Raw genomic sequence first — 21216 nt, 5'->3', positions numbered from 1 at the left:
TAGGCCGGATCAAGTTCACTTGTTGTGGGCGTCAATCCAGTCGACAGCAGTCTTGATGACCTGGTCCTTGGTGGGCTCGTTGAAGATCTCGTGCATGAGGCCGTGCCACTGGATGATCTTCTTGTCCTTCGAATTGATGGCGTTGTACCAGTTCACGTCGAAGTAGCTTGGCACGAGGCCATCGTTCTCACCGTGCATGATGAGGGTCGGGGCGTCGAACTCATGCGCATTCATGATGTTGTAGGCCTCGCCGACACCGAGCTGCTCGACCAGACCGAGACGCATGTAATGGTTGTACAGCGGGTCACGTTGCCAGTGGTCGATGCGGACATCGGGATCGGAGCACAGACCGTAAGCCGGGTAGCCAGGGAGGATGACGCCGGCAGAGAGCGGACCAGATGGCATCCGGATGCTCTTGGGATCCTTGACGGCAGCCTTGGCGAGCTGGCCGTTGAACGCCGTCAGGTGAGACATCGGGAGAATCTGGCTGATCTGTGGGAGGGCATGGCGGGCGAAGAAGTTGAGGTTGTCAGGGGTCACGGTGGTGACTCCCTCGGTGTTCGGCCCGTCAACGCTGGCGAACGTACCGCCACCGGAGGAGACGATGCCGTCGACAGTGCCCGGGTACATTATTCCATAGGACTGAACGGCGATGCCGCCCATCGAGTGGCCGAGGAGGAAGACCTTCTTGTCGGCGTTCTCCTCGTGCGCGGTCTGGACGACTTGGTGAATGTCGGACTCGATGTTCCACCAGTCATCGAACTGGCCACGCGGAATGGCGTTGTTGACGTACGGGGCAGCGCTACGGCCGTGACCACGGTTGTCGAAACGGTAGACGCTGTAGCCGGCCTTGGTGAGGCTCTTGGTCAGGTACTCGTAGTTGGAGGAATTCTCCATGAGACCGTGGACCAGGACGACGGCCCCCTTGGCGTTGGGGACGATGTCCTTGCGGTAGAAGAGCTTGGTCCCGAGCTTGTCAGTGGTCTTGAAGTAGCCGGTCTCCTTCTTCACCTGGTCGGTCGCCGGGGCAGCGGCAGGCTGAGAACCACCTTCAGGAGCAGCCATGGCTGGGGTCGCAATGGTCACGCCAGTCACTGCCATGGTGCCGGCAATCGTCAGTGCGCTGAGTTTGCGTGGGAATGACATCAAGATGCTCCTTCGCGTCGTGCGTGCCCGTCTCATCCTTGAGTGACGGCCACCGCGGATGCCCAGGACAATATGAGCCGAGGGGTTCGTGATGGTGGGCTGAACGGCAGAGTTGGTCTTTCGTGCACAGACGGAAACTCAACTGAAGGAATCTGTCCACATCCACGAAGGGTGGACCGAAGTGAGCCTTTCATGTGTATTCACGGTGATAAATATCACAGATGGTGACGCGAGGGGCCGGTTACTCCTCAAGGGGTGAACACGCGAATGGGGTGAAAAGTGAACCCCGTCTGACTTGTTCAGTCAGACGGGGTTTGTTGTGTCCGAGAGAGGACTTGAACCTCCACAGCCTTAATCGGCCACTAGCACCTCAAGCTAGCGCGTCTACCAATTCCGCCACCCGGACTCGGGTTTCCGGTTCTTCGCTCATGCGTCGAACCGGACAGTCACGGGACTTTAGTAGAAGTTCGCGCCACGATGCAAATCGGCGTCCATCGAGTGTCCCTGATGACAGTGGAAACCCCGGTCGGTGACACAATCGCGGCATGTCAGATCTCTTCAGCATGCCTCTCGAAGACCTTGTCGACGGGCCGAACAGTCCGCAGGCCGAGGTGGTCGACATCTGCTCGCGCATGATTCAGATCGACTCGCAGAACTTTGGTCCACAAGACGCTCGTGGCGAGGTCGACATGTGTCGCTACGTCTCCGAGCTCCTGGACGAGATCGGGGTGGACGTCTCGATCTACGAGTCCGAGCCCGGCCGAGCCACCCTGGTCGCCGAGTGGGCACCCGAAGGTACTGACATGAGTCGTCCTGCCCTGTTGCTTCACGGCCACAGCGACACCGTGCCGTTCGAAGCCGAGGACTGGACCCATCACCCGTTGTCCGGCGAGGTCCACGACAACTGCATGTGGGGCAGGGGAGCCATCGACATGAAAGGTTTTCTCGCGATGGTGCTCTCAGCCATCCGAGCCCGTCATCGTCGCGGTGAGGTGCCGTCGCGTCCGATTCGCTTCATCATGTTCGCTGACGAGGAGGCATCCGGCACGCTCGGATCCACCTGGATGGGTGCCAACCATCCGGAGATCTTCGACGGCGTCACCGAGGCTATCAGCGAGGTGGGTGGGTTCTCCCTGACGACCCCTGGGGGCAAGCGGGTCTACGTCGTCCAGTCGGCCGAGAAGGGCCTGTGGTGGTTCCGAATGAGTGCCACCGGCAGCGCCGGTCACGGCTCCATGCGCAACCCGGACAACGCGGTCGGCCACTTGCTGAAAGCCCTGTCGCGCATTGATTCCCATCAATGGCCCGACCTGGGCCACCCCGTGCAGGAGGAGTTCCTCGCCGAGGTTTCCGAGATGTGGGGTCTGACGATCGACCGGGACGACCTTGAGTCGAGCCTCGCACCGATTGGGCCGCTGTCCCGCATGGTTGCCGCGTGCTGCTCCCACAACGTCACCACGACGGTGCTGTCAGCCGGGTACAAGGTCAACGTTGTGCCGACTCGGGCCAGCGCCGAGATTGACGCCCGCTTCATTCCCGGGGCTGAAGAGGAGATGATCTCGACGATCAAGTCCTTGGCTGGTCCCGGGATCGATTTCGAGACGATCTCCCTCAAACCTGCCGCGGCAGCGCCCTTCGAAGGGTCAGCTGTCGACGCCATCCATCGCGCCATTGACGCCGAGGATCCGGGAGCTGTCGTGCTGCCCTACCTCAACTCGGCAGGAACCGACGCCAAGGGGTTCGCCGTCCTCCCGGACGGCCGTCGCATCAACTGCTACGGCTGCACCCCACTGCAGCTTCCTGCCGACTTCGACTTCATCAGTCTGTTCCACGGCGTCGACGAGAGAGTCCCGGTGGGCTCCCTCGTCTTCGGCGCCAAAGTCGTCGATCACATCCTGCAGGAGGCCTGACGATGAGTCAGAAACCAAGCCAGCGCGGCACCGCAACCCTCATTCTCGACGGCCAGGAGTACTCCCTCCCCGTCATCATCGGCACCACCGGCGACAGGGTCATCGACATCTCGGATCTTCGTCAGATGACCGGCGGAGTGACGGCTTTCGACCCTGCATTCGCCAACACCGCCTCGTGTCGGTCAGCCATCTCCTGGATTGACGGTGAGGAGGGAGTGCTCACCTATAGAGGTCTGCCAATCGAGACCTTTGCCGAGGAGAAGGTCTCCTTCGTGGAGACGGCATGGTTGCTCATTTTCGGCGAGCTGCCGACTGAGGCGCAGCGTGACGATTTCCGGAAACGGCTGACCGAGTACTCTGCTTTGCACCGGTCGATGGATCTGCACTTCAATGCCTTCCCTCCCAACGGCCACCCCATGGCGATCATGTCGTCGATGATTAATGCGATGAGTACCCATGACCGCCCGCGCATCACTGATGAGGAATCCTTCACCGATGCCGCCGCCAAGCTGATGTCCAAGGTGAGGACGATCGCGGCAGCCTCGTACAAGGCGTCGATCGGGGAGCCGGCGATCTACCCGCGCTACGACCTCAAGTACGTCGAGAACTTCATGCACATGATGTTCTCCCTGCCGTACCGCGACTACGAGCCTGACCCGATTGCCGCGAGGGCCCTCAACCTCTTCTTCGTCCTCCACGCCGAACATGGCCAGAACTGTTCGACATCGACGGTGCGGATGGTGGGGTCATCCGGTGCCAACCTCTTCACCTCGTGTTCGGCAGGGGTGTGTGCACTGTGGGGGGACCGTCACGGTGGTGCCAACGTCAACGCGGTACGGGCTCTGCAGCGTATCCATGACTCGGGACTCTCCCCGCGCCAGTATTTGGCAAAGGCCAAGGATTCGGGGGAGAGGATTTCTGGCTTCGGGCACCGCGTTTACCGCAACTGGGATCCCAGGGCGAGGATTCTCCGCGGTGTTGTCGGTCCGTTGCTGGAGACCATGCACAAGCCGGACCCACTGCTCGACGTCGCCATGGAACTCGAGGAGGCCGTCCTGGCTGACGACTACTTCGTCGAGCGCAGGCTCTACCCGAACGTGGACTTCTACTCAGGAATCGTGTTGAGGGCCCTGGGGATTCCGCTCAACATGTTCACCGTCATGTTCGCCATTGGCCGTATGGCCGGCTGGATTGCGCACTGGAAGGAGGTCGCCGAGGACCCGATGACGAGGATCTCCCGGCCGCGTGAGCTTTACGACGGTCCGGTCTCCACGCCGTGGGTTCCTCGTAGTGAGCGCTGAGATCAGGCGCGGTGCGACGACCCCTCAGGACTCCTCGGAACGGGCCAGGTTCGGCCCGCCCGTGATGTCGTCGAGGGCCGAGGTGATCTCCGGGGGCAGCACGACGTCGTCGACGCCGAGCAGTTCCTCGAGCTGTGTCGTCGTTCGTGGTCCGACGAGGGCTGATGACACCACGGGGGCGTCACGCACCCATGCCAGAGCCATCTGTGCAGCTGTCGCTCCTAGTCCGTCGGCCGCCTTCGAGATGGCATTGACGACAGCTTGGGACTTGGGCGTCAGATAGGGCTGCACGAACCAGGAGAGACGGTCAGAACCGCCACGAGAATCCTTGGGCGTACCGTTGCGGTAACGGCCAGCCAGCACGCCACGTCCCAAGGACGACCACGCCAACAGTCCCATGCCGTGATATTGGGCAGAGGGAACGACCTCGATTTCGGCGCGACGAGCCAACAGGGAGTACTCGACCTGATTGCTCACCAGCGGAGTTCGCGTTCCGGTCGTCCGCTGCCACGTGGCCGCCGTTGCCGCCTGCCAACCGACGAAGTTGGACACGCCGACATAGCGGGCCATACCTGAATGCACAGCATGGTCGAGGGCAGCGCAGGTCTCCTCGACGGGGGCATCTCCCCAGGCATGCACCTGCCACAGGTCGACGTGGTCGGTGTGGAGGCGACGCAGAGATCCCTCCAGGTCGCGCAACAGAGCGGTTCGCGAGGTGTCGACAACCCGTTTCTTCCCCTCGACGACGAACCCAGCCTTCGTGGCGATGACGAGATCATCTCGGCTGATGTCAGTGTGAATGAGCTTCCCGATGAGCTGTTCGGCGAAGCCACCACCGTATGCGGGGGCGGTATCGACCAGATTTCCACCGGCATCGACGAAACGGCGCACCATGGAGCGAGCCTCACGAGCGTCGGTCTGGCCGCCCCAGGTCAGGGAACCCAGACCAATGGCAGACACCTTGAGGCCGCTAGCCCCGACGGTTCTCAAGCGCATGTGTGCGTCCTCCTCGTTCAGATCACCCTAACGGAGCACCCTCAAGCCGGCCTTGAGGCAAGGTGCCAGGACTGGGGCGCAATACAGTGACGCCATGGCGCGACTTCTGCTCATTCGACACGGGCGTACTGAGGCCAATGCGAAGGGAATCCTCGCTGGTCGCTCGAACCATCCCCTCGACGAGGTCGGTACTCGTGACGCAAAGGCCCTGGCATCTCAACTGACAGATGTGGAACCTGACCTCGTCGTCACTTCCCCCGTTACCCGAGCACGGCAAACAGCCGCAATCATCACCGAAGGCGCGGGGTGGACCTGCCCGATACGCGTGAACGACGCCATCGCCGAGTGCGATTATGGAGCGTGGGCGGGACGATCCTTGTCGAGTCTCAGCAGCGAGCCGGAATGGCACACGGTGGTCGACAATCCGCCCGCGGCTGCCTTCCCCGGCGGCGAAACCATGACTGACATGTTCCTGCGCACGGCTAAGGCAGCCCGCAGAATCGCTGACGAGGTGCGGGATGGCGAGGCAGTTGTGGTCAGTCACGGCGATCCGTTGCGCGCCATCGTCGCCGACCTGGTGGGCCTGCCACATCGGCTCTTCCAATCCCTGGTCATCAGCCCGGCCAGCATGACGGTACTCGTCCGGGACGGTACGACGTGGCGTCTCCAAACCCTCAATTGGCGCCCTGACAAACCTCTGGGCGCAGGATCGAGCGCGGGCCGCCATCTCGGCGGTGACACCCAGTGAGACGGGGCCCAGCCTGTGCGTGTCGGAGGGGGCCGAGTGGCTAGGGTGGAGACATGACTCGTCGCACCTTCCGATTCGAACGGCCTGATCGGGTCGTGGTCGGCACCCTTGGTCGCCCGGGTGCACGGGTCTTCCACCTTCAGGTTCGGGAAGGCTCTCGCTTGGTGACGGTGCAATGCGAGAAGGCTCAGATCAGCCAGCTTGCGCTTCAGATGGACAGGATTCTGGACGGCTTGGCCGCCCATGCCGCCGACGTCCTTGTCCCACCGGCCATCGAGGCCCCTGATGACCTCGCCCCGCTGGACGCACCCCTTGATGGGGAATTCACGGTTGGCACCATGGCGATGGCCTTCGACGACCCGAGCAAGCGCATCGAGATCGAGATGTATGCCGTCAGCGATGACGAGTTGATGATCAACGACCCCGCGATGCTGTTGACCACACTTCCGGAGGCGGCACCAGATTCCCTCGAAATCCTCATGACGACCTCCCAGGCTCGCCAATTCGTCGCTCGGTGCAATGTCATTGTGGCGTCGGGACGCCAATACTGTCCGTACTGTTCCCAGCAAATCCTTTCGGCAGGGGGCCACCTGTGTCCCCGGTCAAATGGCTATCGCAGGCCGCTGGTGTGGTGAGTTCGACGAACCCCTGGGACCTGCCACACGCACCTCGGCCCCGATCTCCATGGCGGATCGATGGTGCCCTGCCCGATTCCAGTAATGGCGCTCTCCTGGTGCGCGATGCGGACGACCGGTTGTGGGTGTACAAACCGGTTGCTCGCGAGCGACGTCTCCATGATTTCCCTGCCGGGACCCTTGCCAGACGTGAGGTTGCGTCCTACCTGCTGTCCCAGCTCATGGGTATTGCGCTGGTGCCGTTGACCGTCTTCATCGAGGACGGCCCACGGGGGGCCGGTTCGATGCAGCGATGGATTGACGACGATCTGGAGAATCCGTTGGTGGTGGCAGACACCACCGAACGTCTCCCGGGACACTGGCGCGGATTCCTGCTGGGGATCGACGAGGACGACCACGAGATCGGGCTCGCCCACTCTCCGCATCCTGCTCTGCGTGCTCTGGCCCTCTTCGACACCGTCGCCAACAACGCCGACCGCAAGGGCGGTCACATCCTGCTCGGCCCCGATCCGGACCTGGACGGGACGGCCCATGTCTGGGCGGTGGACAATGGCCTGGCCTTTCACACTGCGCCCAAGTTGCGCACGGTGTTGTGGGGATGGGCAGGTCAACCCCTGGAACCGGTCGAGGAGATGATGCTCGACCAGGTTGTCGCTGTGCCTGATGACATCTTCGATGAGTTCATCAACGTGGCCGAGGTCGAGGCGTTACGGCAACGAGCCGCAGACCTCCTCGAGTTTGGTGCATTCCCGGGGCCGAGCGGACTGCGTCCGGCCCTGCCGTGGCCACCCATGTGATGGGGTGAAGGCTACCTGGGATCATCTGCGAGAATGAGCCGACCACCCTCCGGTGGTCGGAAAGGTGTAACTGTGTCCAATGTCCTCACGTCTCTGCTCAATGCTCAACTCGATGTGGGCCTGGGCAAGCCGATTCTGTGGCGCGAGGTCATCGGGAACCTGTTTGGACTGGCATCAGCACTCGGCGGTGCCCGTCGTCGGGTCTGGGCCTGGCCGGTCGGCATCGTCGGGAACGTCATCCTGTTCACCGTCTTCCTGGGCGGGGTGTTCCACACTCCTCAGGACCTCAACCTGTGGGGTCAGGCTGGCCGCCAGATCTTCTTCCTCGCGACCAGCGCCTATGGCTGGGTGGTGTGGGCTGCCACCCGACGCAACAATGGCGCCTCTCAGGTGGCCGTCCATCCCAGGTGGGCCACTCGTCGGGAACGCATCCTCAGCCTGACAGCCGCTCTCGTCATGCTCATCGTCTTCTACTTCGTTCTCAAGGCCCTCGGTTCTTGGGGCCCATTGTCGGATTCCTGGATCCTCACCGGATCGATCCTTGCCACGTGGGGGATGGCACGCGGCTGGAATGAGTTCTGGTTCGTGTGGATCGCCGTGGACATCGTTGGCGTTCCGTTGCTGGCGACCGCACAGTACTACCCGAGTGCCCTGATGTATGTCTTTTACGGAGCCTTCTGCCTCTACGGCTTCCTGACGTGGTGGCGAGCTCAGCACGCAGGAGAGACTGCGACCTGATCGGATGCCCGGCCCGGTACCCTGCATGGTCCGTCACGTGGTCCCAGGCTTGGTCATGCCACCGCGGTCGGTAGCCTGGCCACTGTGAACAAGACATTCGAGGAACTCTTCGCCGAGCTGTCCACCAAGGCACAGACCCGCCCTGTAGGGTCGGGAACCGTCGAGGAGCTTGACCGCGGAGTGCATGCCATCGGCAAGAAGATCGTGGAGGAAGCCTCCGAGGTCTGGATGGCCGCCGAGTACGAGGGCAACGAGAGGCTGGCCGAGGAAATCAGCCAGGAGATTTATCACCTGCAGGTCATGATGATCAAGCAGGGCCTGACCCTCGACGACGTCTACGAGCATCTGTGAATTCCCCCGGTCGGGTTGTGCCTGGCCAGTATCGTCATTTCCCCGATTTCTCAATCTCCCGAGGAGAGTTCATGTCAGACCTGCTGCGCGTAGCAGTACCGAACAAGGGTGCCCTGTCGGAAGCCACGTCCTCCCTGTTGACTGAGGCCGGTTACCGTCAACGTTCCGATCGTAAGGACCTCACCTTGGTCGACGAGGCCAACGGGGTGGAGTTCTTCTACCTGCGGCCGCGTGACATCGCGGTGTACGTCGGTGAGGGGACCCTTGACATCGGTATCACCGGCCGCGACCTGCTGCTGGATTCCGGTGCTGATGCTGCTGAGATCAAGGGTCTCGGTTTTGGTCGCTCCCGGTTCCGTTTCGCGGCGCCCAAAGGTCCTGAGAACACCGTGGAGGGTCTGGCCGGTAAGCGCATCGCGACGTCATACCCGGGCCTGCTCGGATCCTTCCTGACCACGCGCGGTATCGACGCTCACCTCATCCACTTGGACGGTGCCGTCGAGTCCTCGATCCGACTCGGGGTGGCTGACGCCATCGCTGATGTCGTCGAGACCGGAACCACCCTGCGCAAGGCTGGTCTTGAGGTCTTCGGAGACGTCATCCTGGAGTCCGAAGCCGTGCTCATCCAGCGGCGGGACTTCACCGGTGGCACGACCTTCGACCACTTCATGCGACGCATTGATGGTGTCCAGGTGGCCCGTGGCTACGTCATGGTTGACTACGACGTGCCGGCCGAGGCTCTCGGCGCCGTCACCGAGCTGACCCCTGGCCTGGAAGCCCCCACCGTCTCGCCGCTGGCGAAGAATGGCTGGTATGCCGTGCGCGCCATGGTTCCCCGTGAGGCCGTGCAAGGGCTCATGGACGAACTGTGGGACGCTGGCGCTCGTGCCATCCTGTCGACGGAGTTGTCCGCCTGCCGACTGTGATCGCCACGGTGACTTTCCACCGTCACTGAAAAATGCCGTGGGCCCAAATGATGGATTCCACGGCATTGCTGTGTGTCTCGGGGAATGATCACTCGATCCCGCGCTTGCGCAGGATGGCCTCAAGCTCGGCGTCCTCGTCCTTCTCGGCGGCCGAGATATTGGGGGCCGCCTTGTTGGAGCTGGAAGCTGGCCTGGAGGAGCTGGAAGGCGAGCTCCGAACCGGGGCAGTGGCCGGCGTCTTCGGGGCATCGACGGTTCGAGAACTCGTCACCGGGGTCGTTCTCCGGGAAGCATTCTGAGGGGATGCGGATTCCGGGGATGCATTCTTGGTTCGGGCCTGCTTGCGCGCGGCGTGGCCTTGACGACGCTGACGTCCGGTTTCGCGGTCAACCGGGGACATGAAACCGGCGACGAACCAGGTCACCAGGCCAATGGCGATGACGATGACGCCGATCCAGATAGCTGTCGTCATGGCAGTACCGGCGAACCAGTCCACGATGAGGCGGATCGCTCGGACCAGCAGACGCATCAGTCCGGTCAGGACCAGGCCGGTCGGGATGAGGGCCAGACCCAATCCGCGCAACAGGGCCCGGGAGGAGCGGCGCGAGAGCCACCCGGACAGGGCCCACAACAGCGGAAGGACAACCAGGAGAATGGTGACGACGGCAACGACGGTCGTTTCGCTCATGCCTCAACTGTTCCACACGGTGGTGACATTTGTGCGTCGTGGCCATGGCCACGGGCATGGTCGGCAGGCAAGCGTGTCATGGCGGTCAGCTAGTGTTCGGCAGGTGTCTGCTCCACTATCTCCCACCGGTGGCGACAGGGGGGACGCCGATCCCCGGGTGCGCGCTGCCCTCGCCGCCTGCTTGACCGACGATCCCGACACGTATCGCAACGCCTACCTCGAGGCGATCTCCACCTTGTGCGCGGGAGTTCGTCTCTTCATGCCAGTCATGACGGACGAGGTCGGTGAGATCGGCGCGGTCAAACTCACCAATGGGCAGGGGAGTACTGCCCTGCTGGCCTTCACCGGTATCGACTCCCTGACGGCATGGGACTCCCGAGCTCGACCGGTTCCCGGCCCATTACCGGATCTGGCCGCCACGGTCACCGAGGTCCAGGCTGATGCCCTTCTCATCGACGTCGCGGGTCCGGCTCCACTCGTCCTGGGGCCAGATGTCCTCGGCCCGATTGAACACGGCGGAAAACTCGTGAAGTTCGCGGACGGCTGGGGTTGGGTGCGCAGGGAGGACCCCTCCTGACGCAGGGGTCTTGGTGTCTGGAGTTGCTTTGGAAGATGGTTCCTTCCCTCCCGATTTGTGGTGTCTACGCCTGATGCCGTAGCATCTTCAGAGCGATCAGTGCAGAACTGGTCACGTGGAAGAGGGGGCCTGACCTCCCCACCTGGGCGGATTCCGTTCGCCGGGTTGTCAACAACGAGCCTCAGGGTTCCATCCCAGGGGTTCGTTGAGGTGTTCATGCACCAGTACGAGTCAGGCCTTCGCATGTCCGCGAGGGCCTTTTCTTGTACCCGGATCGCGGAGGCGTAGACACGTCCCCATAGTGAACAGACATCCGGGAGGACCCCATCAGTACTGAACCCCGCATCAACGAGCGGATCCGCGTTCCCGAGGTGCGCCTGGTCGGCCCCAATGGCGAACAGGTCGGAATCGTCAGGGTCGAGCAGGCCCTGCAACTCGCCCGCGAGCAGGACCTCGACCTGGTCGAGGTGGCTCCGCAAGCCCGGCCCCCTGTCGTCAAGCTCATGGACTACGGCAAGTTCAAGTACGAGGCGGCCCAGAAGGCCCGGGAGTCGCGACGCAACCAGGCAAACTCCATCATCAAGGAGATGAAGCTTCGTCCCAAGATTGACGACCATGACTACGAGACCAAGAAGGGCCATGTCCTGCGGTTCCTCAAGGCCGGTGACAAGGTCAAGATCACGATCATGTTCCGTGGCCGTGAGCAGTCCCGTCCGGAGCTCGGCGTCAACCTGCTGCGTCGTCTTGCTGACGATCTGACTGAGTACGCGACCGTCGAATCCCCTCCCAAGCAGGAGGGCCGCAACATGCTCATGATCCTCGCCCCGACTCGTAAGAAGAACGAGGCTAAGGCGGATCAGAAGGCTGAGCGTGACCGTCGAGCCGCTGAGCGCGCCGAGGCCGCTGAGGCCGACAAGGCTTACGAGGCTGCTCAGCGAGCTGCTGCCGGCACCGCCAAGAAAAAGAAGAAGAAGGGTCCCGCCGACAACATGGACCCCGACATCGACCTCTGAGCACTGCTCAGAACCAGGTGATCCGGTCTTCGCCGGTGAGCCAGCCCGGGACCTTCCCTCCGGTTCGCGGGACGACACACATGAACGAATGGAGCCATCCATGCCCAAGATGAAGAGCCACTCCGGGACGAAAAAGCGTTTCAAGGTGACCGGCTCGGGCAAGGTCACCGCTCGCAAGGCCGGCAAGCGCCACCTGAACGAGCACAAGTCTTCGCGCGTCACTCGCCGTCTGACCGGCGAGACCGTGCTGCCCAAGGGCGAGGCCGCCAAGGTCAAGAAGCTGCTCGCTGGCCACCCCGGTCGCTGACGACAGCCGACGCCGCCACTGACGACGTCCCCAAGTCCACTGGGCGGCATACGCCCCGAACCAATCCGGGACTGACCCGGGAGATCCAAGGAGAATCACCATGGCACGCGTGAAGCGTTCTGTGAATGCCAAGAAGAAGCGTCGTGAGGTCCTCGACCAGGCCTCCGGTTACCGCGGACAGCGTTCCCGCCTGTACCGCAAGGCCAAGGAGCAGACCCTCCACTCGGCCACCTACTCGTTCCGCGATCGTCGCGCCAAGAAGGGCGACTTCCGCTCGCTGTGGATCCAGCGCATCAATGCTGCCTCCCGCGCCCAGGGCATGACCTACAACCGTTTCATCAACGGTCTGAAGAACGCTGGCATCGAGGTCGACCGCAAGATGCTCGCCGAGCTGGCCGTTTCCGACATCGACGCCTTCAACAGCCTCGTCGAGGTCGCCAAGGCCAGCCAGCAGCAGAACGCTGCTGCCTGACGTGGGTATGAATGACGGGCCGAACGACGACCTTTCGAGGTGGGATCGCATCTCGAAGGGGTCGCTGCGTTCGGCCCGTCGTCTTTCGTCGCGGCGCGGACGTGAGGAGTCCGGGCTCTTCCTCGTCGAGGGTGCTCAGGCGGTGCGCGAGGCACTGGCGTGGCCTGGCAAGGTGAATCTGCTGGCCACTTCGGATCCGGTGCGTGATGCCGAGCACGTCGGAGCCGCAGAACGTCGTGGGATCAGGGTGGTGCTACTGACTGACGAGGACGTCAGTGCCTTGTCCGACACTGTCACCAGTCAGGGAGTCTTCGCCGTCTGCCGACAGGTCACCCGCCACGAGTTGCCTGACAAGGACGTACGCCTGGCCGTCATCTGCGCCCAAGTCCGTGACCCTGGTAACGCCGGAACGGTCATTCGCTGCGCCGATGCCTTTGGTGCCGATTGCGTGATCCTGACCCGCGGGTCGGTGGACCCGCACAACCCCAAGACGGTTCGGTCCTCGGTGGGATCAATCTTCCACCTGCCCGTCCTCGTCGGAGTCGACCTCGCCGATGCGGTGGAGTGGGCTCACAGGCACCACATGACGGTGCTTGCCGCGGACGGGGGAGGTCACGGCCTCGACGCCGTCGCCCGGTCCGGACGTCTCAAGGCGCCCATCGCGTGGCTGATGGGTAACGAGGCGTGGGGACTTCCGGAGACAGACCGAGCCTTGGCTGACGAGGTTGTCGGGGTTCCGATGTGGGGATCTGCTGAGTCCCTCAATCTCTCCACCGCCGCCGCCGTGGTGTTGTATGCCACGGCCAGCGAGCAGCGCGCCTGATTACCGCGAAGCGGCCATGATTCAGTATTGCCGGGCGACCACCAACCATTGACGGCGTCGACACCACTAGACTTGTGGTGATCGACGCCAGTCGCACACTCGCGCCCCGGAGACGGGCGCTTTTCCAACGTCAACCCATCAGGGGGAAGGCCCATGAGTGGCCCCAACACGAATTATGACCCGGTCCAGGTGAGCACCCTGGACGCCAACCAGGTCGACGCCCGGGTAGCCGAGGCCCTGGACGCGATCGCCGAGGCGTCCACCACTGCCGAGCTCAAGCAGGTGCGCATCGCCCACACCGGTGACAAGTCTCCGCTGGCCCTGGCCAACCGCGAGATTGGAGCTCTGCCTCCGGCTGCCCGCAAGGACGCCGGAAAGCGGATCGGTCAGGCGCGTGGCCGCGTCAACCAGGCTCTCAAGGCTCGTCAGGAAGAGCTTGCCGAGGCAGAGCTGGAGGCTCGGCTCGCCGCCGAGACGACCGACGTCACCTTGCCGGTCGTCACCTCACCTCAAGGCGCTCCGCACCCGATCACAGCCCTCATCGACGACGTCTGCGACGTCTTCACCGCCATGGGCTGGGAGATCGCGGAGGGCCCGGAGGCCGAGTCCGAGTGGTTCAACTTCGACGCATTGAACCTGGGCACCGACCATCCCGCCCGCGCCCTGCAGGACACCCTGTGGCTCGATCCGGTCAGCGATGGCAAGTGCATGCGCACCGCCACCAGCCCGGTGCAGATTCACACCCTGCTCAAACAGCAGCCGCCGGTGCGCATTATCAGCCCTGGCAAGGTGTTCCGTGCCGATGAGTACGACGCCACCCACCTGCCGGTCTTCCATCAGGTCGAGGGGCTGTGCGTGGACAAGGGCATCACGATGGGTCATCTCAAGGGCACCGTCGACGCCTTCGCCCGCGCGATGTTCGGTGACGTGCGTACCAGGTTCCGTCCGCACTACTTCCCGTTCACCGAGCCCAGCGCCGAGGTCGACCTGGAGTGCTTCGTCTGTCACGGGGCCTCGGTCGGCAATCCCGACCGTCCGTGCCGTACGTGCCGCTCCGAGGGATGGATCGAGTGGGGCGGCTGCGGCATCGTCAACCCGCGCGTGCTCATCGCCTGCGGAATCGACACCCGTGTCTACTCCGGGTTCGCCTTCGGAATGGGCATTGACCGCACGGTGATGTTCCGCAACAACGCCCCTGACCTGCGTGACTTCGTCGAGGGTGATGTCCGATTCAGCCGCTCACTCAAGGGAGGAGCACGATGAAGGTCCCCATGTCATGGCTGCAGGCCATGGTCAACCTGCCTGACGGCACCACCACCGAGCAGGTGGCTCAGGTCCTCACCGACCACACCGCGACCGTTGAGAAGGTCGAGGTCGTCGGTGGCGAGTTGACCGGCCCGATCGTCATCGGTCACATCCTGTCCTCGATCCCCGAGCCGCAGAAGAACGGCAAGACCATCAACTGGTGCCGGGTTGACGTCGGTCCCCGGTACAACGCCGAGGGACACCCCAAGAACGTTGAGGATGGCGTCGAGGGACGCGGCATCATCTGTGGTGCTCCCAACGCCGTCGAAGGCGCCTGGGTGGTCGTCTCCCTGCCCGGAGCGGTGCTTCCCGGCGGATTCGCCATCAGCGCCCGCAGGACCTACGGCCACATGTCTGACGGCATGCTCTGCGCCGCCGATGAGCTGGGCATCGGTGTCGACCACTCCGGTATTATCACTCTGCCGCCATCTGTCGAGGGACACCAGCTGGTTCCTGGCGAGGATGCCCTGCCGATTCTCGGTGTGCCTGAAGAGGTCCTCGACGTCGACGTCACTCCGGACATCGGCTACTGCATGTCGGTTCGCGGTATTGCCCGCGAGGTGGCCCATGCCATGTCCGTGCACTTCCCGGATCCCTACGGCGAGGAGCCGATCAGCCCGGTTGACGGTCCGATTGGCGTGGACATCCAGTCCGATGCCTGCAGCCAGTTCGTCGCCCTGCCGGTGACCGGTCTGGATCCGCACGCACCAACCCCACGCTTCATCGCCGATCGCATCACCCGGGCGGGAATGCGTCCGATCAGCCTGGCCGTCGATGTCACCAACTACGTCATGCTGGAGTCCGGCCAGCCCCTCCACGCCTACGACGCCGACAAGGTGAGCGGGACGATCGTCGTTCGTAAGGCTCACGAAGGTGAGCACCTGGTCACCCTCGACGACACCGAGCGCACCCTCGATCCCGACGACCTGGTCATCGCGGACGACTCGGGTGCCATTGGCCTGGCGGGTGTCATGGGTGGTGCCGCCACCGAGATGAGTTCGGAATCGACCTCAATCATCCTCGAGGGGGCTCACTTCGATCCCATGACGGTGGCTCGGGCGTATCGACGCCACAAACTGGGTTCGGAGGCCTCTCGCCGCTTCGAGCGTGGAGTCGATCCGGTGTGTGCCCACACTGCTACGGTTCGTGCCGGCGAGTTGCTGGCTCAATACGGTGGTGCCACCGTCGGTGAGCTGACTGTCGTCGGTGAGCTCTCCGAGATGCCCCGCCAGACCATCAGCGCCGAGCTGCCGGGCCGTATCCTCGGCACCAAGGTGTCCACCGAGGAGGTCATCGAGATCCTGACCCGTTCGGGTGTCAAGGTGACTGCTCTGGGCGATTCCCTCAGCCTCGTCCCGCCGACATGGCGCCCGGACCTGGTTGATGCGTATGACTACGTCGAGGAGATCGCCCGCAAGATCGGCTTCGACCGTATCGAGCCGGTTCTTCCGCCCGCCCAGGGAGCCGCAGGTCTGACGAAGGCCCAGCAGAGTCGTCGTCGTGTGTTGCGTTCGGTTGTCGATGCCGGATTCGTCGAGCTCGTCACCTTGCCCTTCATCGGTGACAAGGATCTCCAGACCCTCGGGGTCGGCGTCGATGACCCGCGTCACGCCACGGTCAAGCTCGCCAATCCTCTTGACGACACCCACCCCTACTTGCGCACCAGCCTGTTGCCGGGACTCTTCCACGCCGTGGCGACGAACATGTCGCGGTCCCAGGAAGATCTCGCGGTCTTCGAGAGCGGTGCGGTCTTCCGCGCCGTGACCCCGGCTAGGGCGCCCCGTCCTGGTGTCGATGAGCGTCCCTCCGACGAGGTCCTTGCTGAGATCGACGCAGCCCTGCCGGCTCAGCCGCGTATGTTGGCCGCGGTGATCTGTGGCAACTGGTTGCCGGATCGCTGGGACGGCGAGCCTGTCAAGGCGGATTGGCGTCATGCGGTGCTGGTGGCTCAGGAGGCCGCTGACGCCGTCGGCGTCCCCCTGGAGCGCAAGGCTGACCGTCAGGCCCCCTGGCATCCGGGCCGTTGCGCTGCCCTCATCGTGAACGGCAAGGTCATTGGTCACGCCGGTGAGTTGCACCCGACCGTGGTGTCGAATGCCGGCCTACCGCAGCGGTCCTGCGCTGTTGAGTTCAACCTTGACGCCTTGGTCGCTGCTGCTCCCCATGGTGGCCAGGTCAAGGCCATCTCGAGTTTCCCGGTGGCCAAGGAGGACGTTGCTCTCGTTGTCGACGAGTCCGTCGCCAGCGAGGATGTCCGTCAGGCTCTCATCGAGGGGGCTGGATCACTGCTGGAGTCCGTCGAGCTGTTCGACGTCTACGAGGGGGAGCAGGTTGGTGAAGGGCACAAGTCGCTCGCCTTCAACCTTCGTCTGCGCGCTGGTGACCGGACTCTCACCGACGCCGAGGCCGCCGAGGCTCGCGACGCTGCGGTATCCCGCGCCGAGGAGGCGTGTGGAGCTCGGCTGAGGTCCTGATACCACTGGTACATGCCATGAGGGGCCGACATCATGTCGGCCCCTCATGCTGTGTTCAGGCGGGTGCTGAGATCTGGATGGGTGTGGCTCAGGCGTTTGCCGGAACCTCACTGCCAACGCCGCGGTGACGGATCGGAACCGCGTTGATGGGCAGGTCAGCCGACTGGTACGAATCGACGGTGGTGTGGACCATGGGCTGTCCGTCGGCCCCCTCAGGGACGAAGCCGCCATCCTGAATCATCTGCAGGTCGGCAGCGCCGGCAGCGCCCTCACTGGTGAGGTAGTCGCCCAGGAAGATGGAGTTGACGACCTCGAGGGCCAGTGGCTGCATGGTACGGATGTGCTGCTCGCGTCCGGCGGCAGCTCGCACCTCGGCATCCGGATGGACGAAGCGGACCATGGCGAGACGCTTGAGGCACCACTGCGGGGTGATGTGCTGAGCGCCGCCGGCCAGTGGTGTCCCCTCGAAGGGGAGCAAGAAGTTCACGGGCACCGAGTCGACTCCGTGTTCACGCAGGTCGAAGATGACGTCGACGAATTCATCGTCGGTCTCGCCCATGCCAGCGATGACGCCAGAGCAGGGGGAGAGACCATTGCGCTTGAGGACCTCGACGGTGTCCATGCGGTCCTCGTAGGAGTGGGTAGTGCAGATCTCGTCGTAGTGGGAGCGAGCGGTGTTTGCGTTGTGGTTGTAGGCGTCGGCACCGGCCTCCTTGATGGAGGCGGCCTTCTCGTCGTCCACGAAGCCCAGACAGACGCAGACCTCGACGTCGGGATGGTCTGCCTTGAGGGAGCGCACCATGCCGTTGACGCGCTCAACGTCTCGCGTGGAGGGGCCATGTCCGGAGGCCACCATGCAGACGCGACGGGCCCCGCCGGCGATACCAGCTTCGACGGCCTCGTGCACCTTCTCGGGGTCGGCCCAGGAGTACTTCATGATCTCGGCACGAGACCCCAGGCGCTGCGAGCAGTATGAGCAGTCCTCGGGGCACAGGCCCGACTTGAGGTTGACCAGGTAATTGAGGCGCACCCGGTTGTCGAAGAAGTGGCGACGAATCTTTCCGGCAGCGGCGATGATCGACATGAGTTCTTCATCACTGCTGCGAAGGATCTCGAGAGCCTCCTCGCGGGTGATCGACTCCCCTCTCAGGCCGCGCTCGGTCATGTCGGCTAGATTCAGCAATGCTCTGGTCCTTCCGAGACTGGAGACGTCCTGAACACCGTTCAGGATTGAACGGGGTTCAATGTAGTCCATGAGGTTCGGTCGACGTGGGCCACCCCCCGACAAAAAGTGTCATCGAGTTCGAGGAGTCACCGTGAGCCTGACCAAGGCGGACGTTGTCCGGGCAGGGGTTGAGATCCTCGACACCTATGGGCTTGGCGACCTCTCCATGCGTCGCCTCGCTGAACACCTCGGCGTCAAGGCTGGCGCTCTGTACTGGCATGTTGCCAACAAGCAGAGTCTGTTGGCGGCAGTGAGCGACGAGATCTTGGCAGTGGACGGAGGACCGACGTCCGTACCGGTTGCAGAGGCTGACCTCGCTGCAGGTATTGACGAGTGGGCCCGGTGTTTCCGAAGGACTCTGCTCGCCCACCGTGACGGAGCGGAACTGGTTGCCTCGACGATCTCGGTGGGGCTGGGAGAAGTTGATCCCATCGTGACGGTGCGGGAATTCCTGGCAGTTCATGGCGTTGATGCCGATAGAGCCGGGGGAGTTTCGCGTGCCATCGCCCATCTCGTCCTTGGCCACACCATGGAGGAGCAGACGCGTACCCAGTTGCATGATCTGGGCGTCATGGGGGAGGTCGATCTCGCCCGACAAGAGGCGGATTTCGACCTTGCGTTGGGAATCTTCATTGCGGGTATGGAGAGCGTCTTCTGAGTCGTGGTTGGACTCGGGCCACTGTATTGATGCATAATTATGTGGTCTTTCGAAAATTTAGCAGACGGTTCAATGGTGCGTGATCAAGGAGGTTCCATGAGCGAGGGGCACTTGGCACCGACCTCACGCGCAGCGCGGCATGCCCGCATCCGCGCCCTGATTCAGGAGGGAAGGATTTCATCCCAAGCTGAGTTGGGCGAGATCCTGGCCTCGGAAGGTTTCGTCGCCTCTCAAGGTACCCTCTCCCGTGACCTCGTCGAGATCGGAGCCATCCGGGGGCGTGATCATGTCGGAAACCCGTGTTATTCAATTCCCGAGGGAGAGCACCCCTCGGATGTGACCACGGGCTCGCCGGCGTGGATCAAGCTGGCACGGATGACCAAGGAGCTGTGCACCGGGGTACGAAACAACGAGTACCTCGTGGTGCTCAAGACCCCACCAGGTGCTGCTCAGTACTACGGATCTGCCATCGACAAGGCGGGCCTGGACATCATCCTGGGGACGATCGCGGGGGACGACACCATTGCCTTGATGTGCGCCATGGGAGTTGACGCCGGAGAGTTGGCGGACGCCTTCTCCCAGATGGCCGTCACGGGTGTGCCTGCTGAGATCCTCTCGCGCCCGGTGCGTGCCTGAGCGAACTGTGGAGGATGGCTCTGTCGGTAGACTGACGCTGAATCGACCCCACGTGGGGTCTTGACGAGAGGAAGTTGACGTGTCGGATCTGTTGGACGACCTGGAGTGGAGAGGGCTTGTTGCCGATTCCACCGACCGTGAGGCATTGGAGGCTCACCTCGCCCAAGGGCCCGTCACCTTCTATGTGGGCTTCGACCCGACCGCGAAGAGTCTTCACATTGGTCACCTCGTCCAGTTGATGCTGGTACGAGCGCTGCAGGAACGCGGACACAAGCCGTTGCTCCTCGTCGGTGGGGCGACCGGCCTCATCGGCGATCCGAAGATGACCGGCGAGCGGCAGATGAATGATCGCGCGGTGGTCGCTGAGTGGGTTGAATCCATCAAGGCGCAGGTGAGCAAGTACGTCGACACCGAGGGGCCTAATGCTGCTCGGATCGTCAACAACTACGACTGGATGGTCGAGTACTCGGCTCTGGATCTCCTGCGTGACGTCGGTAAGTACTTTTCTGTCAACCGGATGCTTGCCCGCGACGTCGTGGCCCGACGTCTCGAGAGCGGCATCTCGTACACCGAGTTCAGCTATGTCCTGCTGCAGGCGCTCGACTTCTACGAGCTGCACAGGCGCTACGGCTGCACCTTGCAGACCGGTGCTCAGGATCAATGGGGGAACATCACAGCGGGTGCAGAATTCATCCGCAGGACGACCGGTGACGTCGTGCACGGTCTGGTGACCCCGCTGTTGACCAAGGCTGATGGCACCAAGTACGGCAAGACCGAGTCCGGAGCGGTCTGGGTAGACCCAGAGTTGACGAGCGCCTATGCCTTCCATCAGTTCTTCCTCAATGCAGAGGATGCGAAGGTCATCGAGTACCTCAAGATCTTCAGTCCGCGTTCGCGTGAGGAGATCGAGGAGTTGGCTCGCAAGACCGAGGAGGAGCCGTGGCGTCGTGTTGCTCAGCACTGCCTGGCCGACGACCTCACTGATCTTGTCCATGGTGTGGAGCAGCGTAAGGCTGCGCAGGCTGCTGCTCAGGCCATTTTCGGACGCGGTGAGTTGCGGGACCTCGACGAGAAGACGGTGGTCTCTCTGGCCGAGGAGGTCGGCGCAGCTCATCATGAGGGCGGGGAGTACCCGACGATCGTTGACGCCATGGTTGCAGCTGGAATCGTCGACACGAAGTCGGCTGGCAAACGAGCTGTCGCGGAGGGCGGCGCCTACCTCAACAACGTCAAGGTGACTGACCCTGATCAGCGTCTGACTGACGACGATTTCCTGTGTGGTCAGGTTGCCTTGGTGCGTCGTGGGAAGAAGACGGTGGGTGCGCTGACCCGCTGAATCTGTCGATGACCTGACCCGTCCGGGGGCTGCCGTTCCAGCGGTGGTTCCCGGACGGCTGTATTTACCCACCAGGCACAGTATTGGCCCATCGTGTGGGCTGAGCGAGTGTCCCTCCGTCTCGATTTGCGTGGTGGGTGTGGTTGTGGCAGGG

General features: G+C 63.1%; 22 protein-coding genes and 1 tRNA gene. 18 read left to right on the top strand and 5 right to left on the bottom strand.

Annotation, left to right across the window (positions count from 1 at the left end; genetic code table 11):
• Positions 1-15: 15 nt before the first annotated feature.
• A complete protein-coding gene (locus HMPREF9153_RS00120; protein WP_004808545.1) occupies positions 16-1146 on the bottom strand; it encodes an alpha/beta fold hydrolase in 1131 nt (376 codons plus the stop codon).
• Between the two features lie 320 nt (positions 1147-1466).
• A tRNA-Leu gene (locus HMPREF9153_RS00115) sits at positions 1467-1552 on the bottom strand.
• Between the two features lie 139 nt (positions 1553-1691).
• On the opposite strand from HMPREF9153_RS00115, the gene HMPREF9153_RS00110 reads away from it, so the two are divergent.
• On the top strand, positions 1692-3056 hold the full coding sequence (locus HMPREF9153_RS00110) for a M20/M25/M40 family metallo-hydrolase (protein ID WP_004808543.1): 1365 nt from the start codon (positions 1692-1694) through the stop codon (positions 3054-3056).
• 2 nt (positions 3057-3058) lie between these two features.
• Positions 3059-4357: a citrate synthase gene (locus HMPREF9153_RS00105; RefSeq protein WP_004808542.1), complete on the top strand. Its 1299-nt coding sequence runs from the start codon at positions 3059-3061 to the stop codon at positions 4355-4357.
• Positions 4358-4381: 24 nt separating this feature from the next.
• On the opposite strand, the gene HMPREF9153_RS00100 is transcribed toward HMPREF9153_RS00105, so the two are convergent.
• A complete protein-coding gene (locus HMPREF9153_RS00100; protein WP_004808539.1) occupies positions 4382-5353 on the bottom strand; it encodes an aldo/keto reductase in 972 nt (323 codons plus the stop codon).
• A gap of 94 nt (positions 5354-5447) precedes the next feature.
• On the opposite strand from HMPREF9153_RS00100, the gene HMPREF9153_RS00095 reads away from it, so the two are divergent.
• The 6 genes from HMPREF9153_RS00095 to hisG all read left to right on the top strand — a co-directional run bounded on the left by HMPREF9153_RS00095 (position 5448) and on the right by hisG (position 9548).
• Positions 5448-6101: a histidine phosphatase family protein gene (locus tag HMPREF9153_RS00095; protein WP_004808537.1), complete on the top strand. Its 654-nt coding sequence runs from the start codon at positions 5448-5450 to the stop codon at positions 6099-6101.
• A 53-nt stretch (positions 6102-6154) separates the two neighbouring features.
• Positions 6155-6736, top strand: a complete 582-nt coding sequence (locus HMPREF9153_RS00090) for a DUF3090 family protein (RefSeq protein ID WP_004808535.1) — start codon at positions 6155-6157, stop codon at positions 6734-6736.
• A complete protein-coding gene (locus tag HMPREF9153_RS00085) occupies positions 6694-7533 on the top strand; it encodes an SCO1664 family protein (RefSeq protein WP_004808534.1) in 840 nt (279 codons plus the stop codon). Before HMPREF9153_RS00090 ends, HMPREF9153_RS00085 begins: the two co-directional genes overlap by 43 nt.
• Positions 7534-7605: 72 nt before the next feature.
• Positions 7606-8271, top strand: coding sequence for a nicotinamide riboside transporter PnuC (gene pnuC, locus HMPREF9153_RS00080; RefSeq protein WP_004808533.1), 666 nt, complete (start codon positions 7606-7608; stop codon positions 8269-8271).
• A gap of 84 nt (positions 8272-8355) precedes the next feature.
• Entirely contained in the window at positions 8356-8622 is a 267-nt protein-coding gene (locus HMPREF9153_RS00075; protein ID WP_004808531.1) for a phosphoribosyl-ATP diphosphatase, read from the top strand.
• A gap of 71 nt (positions 8623-8693) precedes the next feature.
• Complete coding sequence (gene hisG / locus HMPREF9153_RS00070) at positions 8694-9548, top strand: ATP phosphoribosyltransferase (RefSeq protein WP_021107564.1); 855 nt, start codon at positions 8694-8696, stop codon at positions 9546-9548.
• 88 nt (positions 9549-9636) lie between these two features.
• Here the strand turns inward: hisG and HMPREF9153_RS00065 are convergent, their stop codons facing one another.
• Positions 9637-10236 (bottom strand): hypothetical protein, encoded by a 600-nt coding sequence (locus HMPREF9153_RS00065; protein ID WP_004808528.1) that lies wholly within the window; start codon positions 10234-10236, stop codon positions 9637-9639.
• 103 nt (positions 10237-10339) lie between these two features.
• On the opposite strand from HMPREF9153_RS00065, the gene HMPREF9153_RS00060 reads away from it, so the two are divergent.
• The 7 genes from HMPREF9153_RS00060 to pheT all read left to right on the top strand — a co-directional run bounded on the left by HMPREF9153_RS00060 (position 10340) and on the right by pheT (position 17207).
• Positions 10340-10813 carry an SseB family protein gene (locus HMPREF9153_RS00060; RefSeq protein WP_050796881.1) on the top strand — a complete coding sequence of 158 codons (474 nt, stop codon included), beginning with the start codon at positions 10340-10342 and terminating at the stop codon, positions 10811-10813.
• A 371-nt stretch (positions 10814-11184) separates the two neighbouring features.
• Positions 11185-11826, top strand: a complete 642-nt coding sequence (gene infC / locus HMPREF9153_RS00055) for a translation initiation factor IF-3 (protein WP_004808524.1) — start codon at positions 11185-11187, stop codon at positions 11824-11826.
• Positions 11827-11926: 100 nt separating this feature from the next.
• Positions 11927-12133, top strand: a complete 207-nt coding sequence (gene rpmI, locus HMPREF9153_RS00050; RefSeq protein WP_015582520.1) for a 50S ribosomal protein L35 — start codon at positions 11927-11929, stop codon at positions 12131-12133.
• 100 nt (positions 12134-12233) lie between these two features.
• Positions 12234-12605: a 50S ribosomal protein L20 gene (gene rplT, locus HMPREF9153_RS00045; RefSeq protein WP_004808521.1), complete on the top strand. Its 372-nt coding sequence runs from the start codon at positions 12234-12236 to the stop codon at positions 12603-12605.
• 1 nt (position 12606) lies between these two features.
• Positions 12607-13428: a TrmH family RNA methyltransferase gene (locus tag HMPREF9153_RS00040; protein WP_004808520.1), complete on the top strand. Its 822-nt coding sequence runs from the start codon at positions 12607-12609 to the stop codon at positions 13426-13428.
• 153 nt (positions 13429-13581) lie between these two features.
• A complete protein-coding gene (gene pheS, locus HMPREF9153_RS00035) occupies positions 13582-14691 on the top strand; it encodes a phenylalanine--tRNA ligase subunit alpha (RefSeq protein WP_004808519.1) in 1110 nt (369 codons plus the stop codon).
• Entirely contained in the window at positions 14688-17207 is a 2520-nt protein-coding gene (gene pheT, locus HMPREF9153_RS00030) for a phenylalanine--tRNA ligase subunit beta (RefSeq protein ID WP_004808516.1), read from the top strand. The genes pheS and pheT overlap by 4 nt, the downstream gene beginning before the upstream one ends.
• Before the next feature lie 88 nt (positions 17208-17295).
• Here the strand turns inward: pheT and bioB are convergent, their stop codons facing one another.
• The gene (bioB, locus tag HMPREF9153_RS00025; protein WP_004808515.1) at positions 17296-18462 is read right to left on the bottom strand and encodes a biotin synthase BioB; all 1167 of its coding nucleotides are present in this window, start codon (positions 18460-18462) and stop codon (positions 17296-17298) included.
• 61 nt (positions 18463-18523) lie between these two features.
• On the opposite strand from bioB, the gene HMPREF9153_RS00020 reads away from it, so the two are divergent.
• The 3 genes from HMPREF9153_RS00020 (at position 18524) to tyrS (ending at position 21062) form a co-directional block, all read left to right on the top strand.
• Complete coding sequence (locus tag HMPREF9153_RS00020) at positions 18524-19090, top strand: TetR family transcriptional regulator (protein WP_004808513.1); 567 nt, start codon at positions 18524-18526, stop codon at positions 19088-19090.
• A gap of 96 nt (positions 19091-19186) precedes the next feature.
• A complete protein-coding gene (locus tag HMPREF9153_RS00015; RefSeq protein ID WP_004808505.1) occupies positions 19187-19726 on the top strand; it encodes an arginine repressor in 540 nt (179 codons plus the stop codon).
• Positions 19727-19805: 79 nt separating this feature from the next.
• A complete protein-coding gene (gene tyrS, locus HMPREF9153_RS00010) occupies positions 19806-21062 on the top strand; it encodes a tyrosine--tRNA ligase (protein ID WP_004808504.1) in 1257 nt (418 codons plus the stop codon).
• Positions 21063-21216: the final 154 nt, after the last annotated feature.

The sequence above is a fragment of the Cutibacterium avidum ATCC 25577 genome, from assembly GCF_000227295.1.
In the GTDB taxonomy this organism is placed as follows: Bacteria; Actinomycetota; Actinomycetes; order Propionibacteriales; family Propionibacteriaceae; genus Cutibacterium; species Cutibacterium avidum.
The sequence above is the reverse complement of the archived record's forward strand: the minus strand, read 5'-3'. Positions and strand labels throughout refer to the sequence as shown.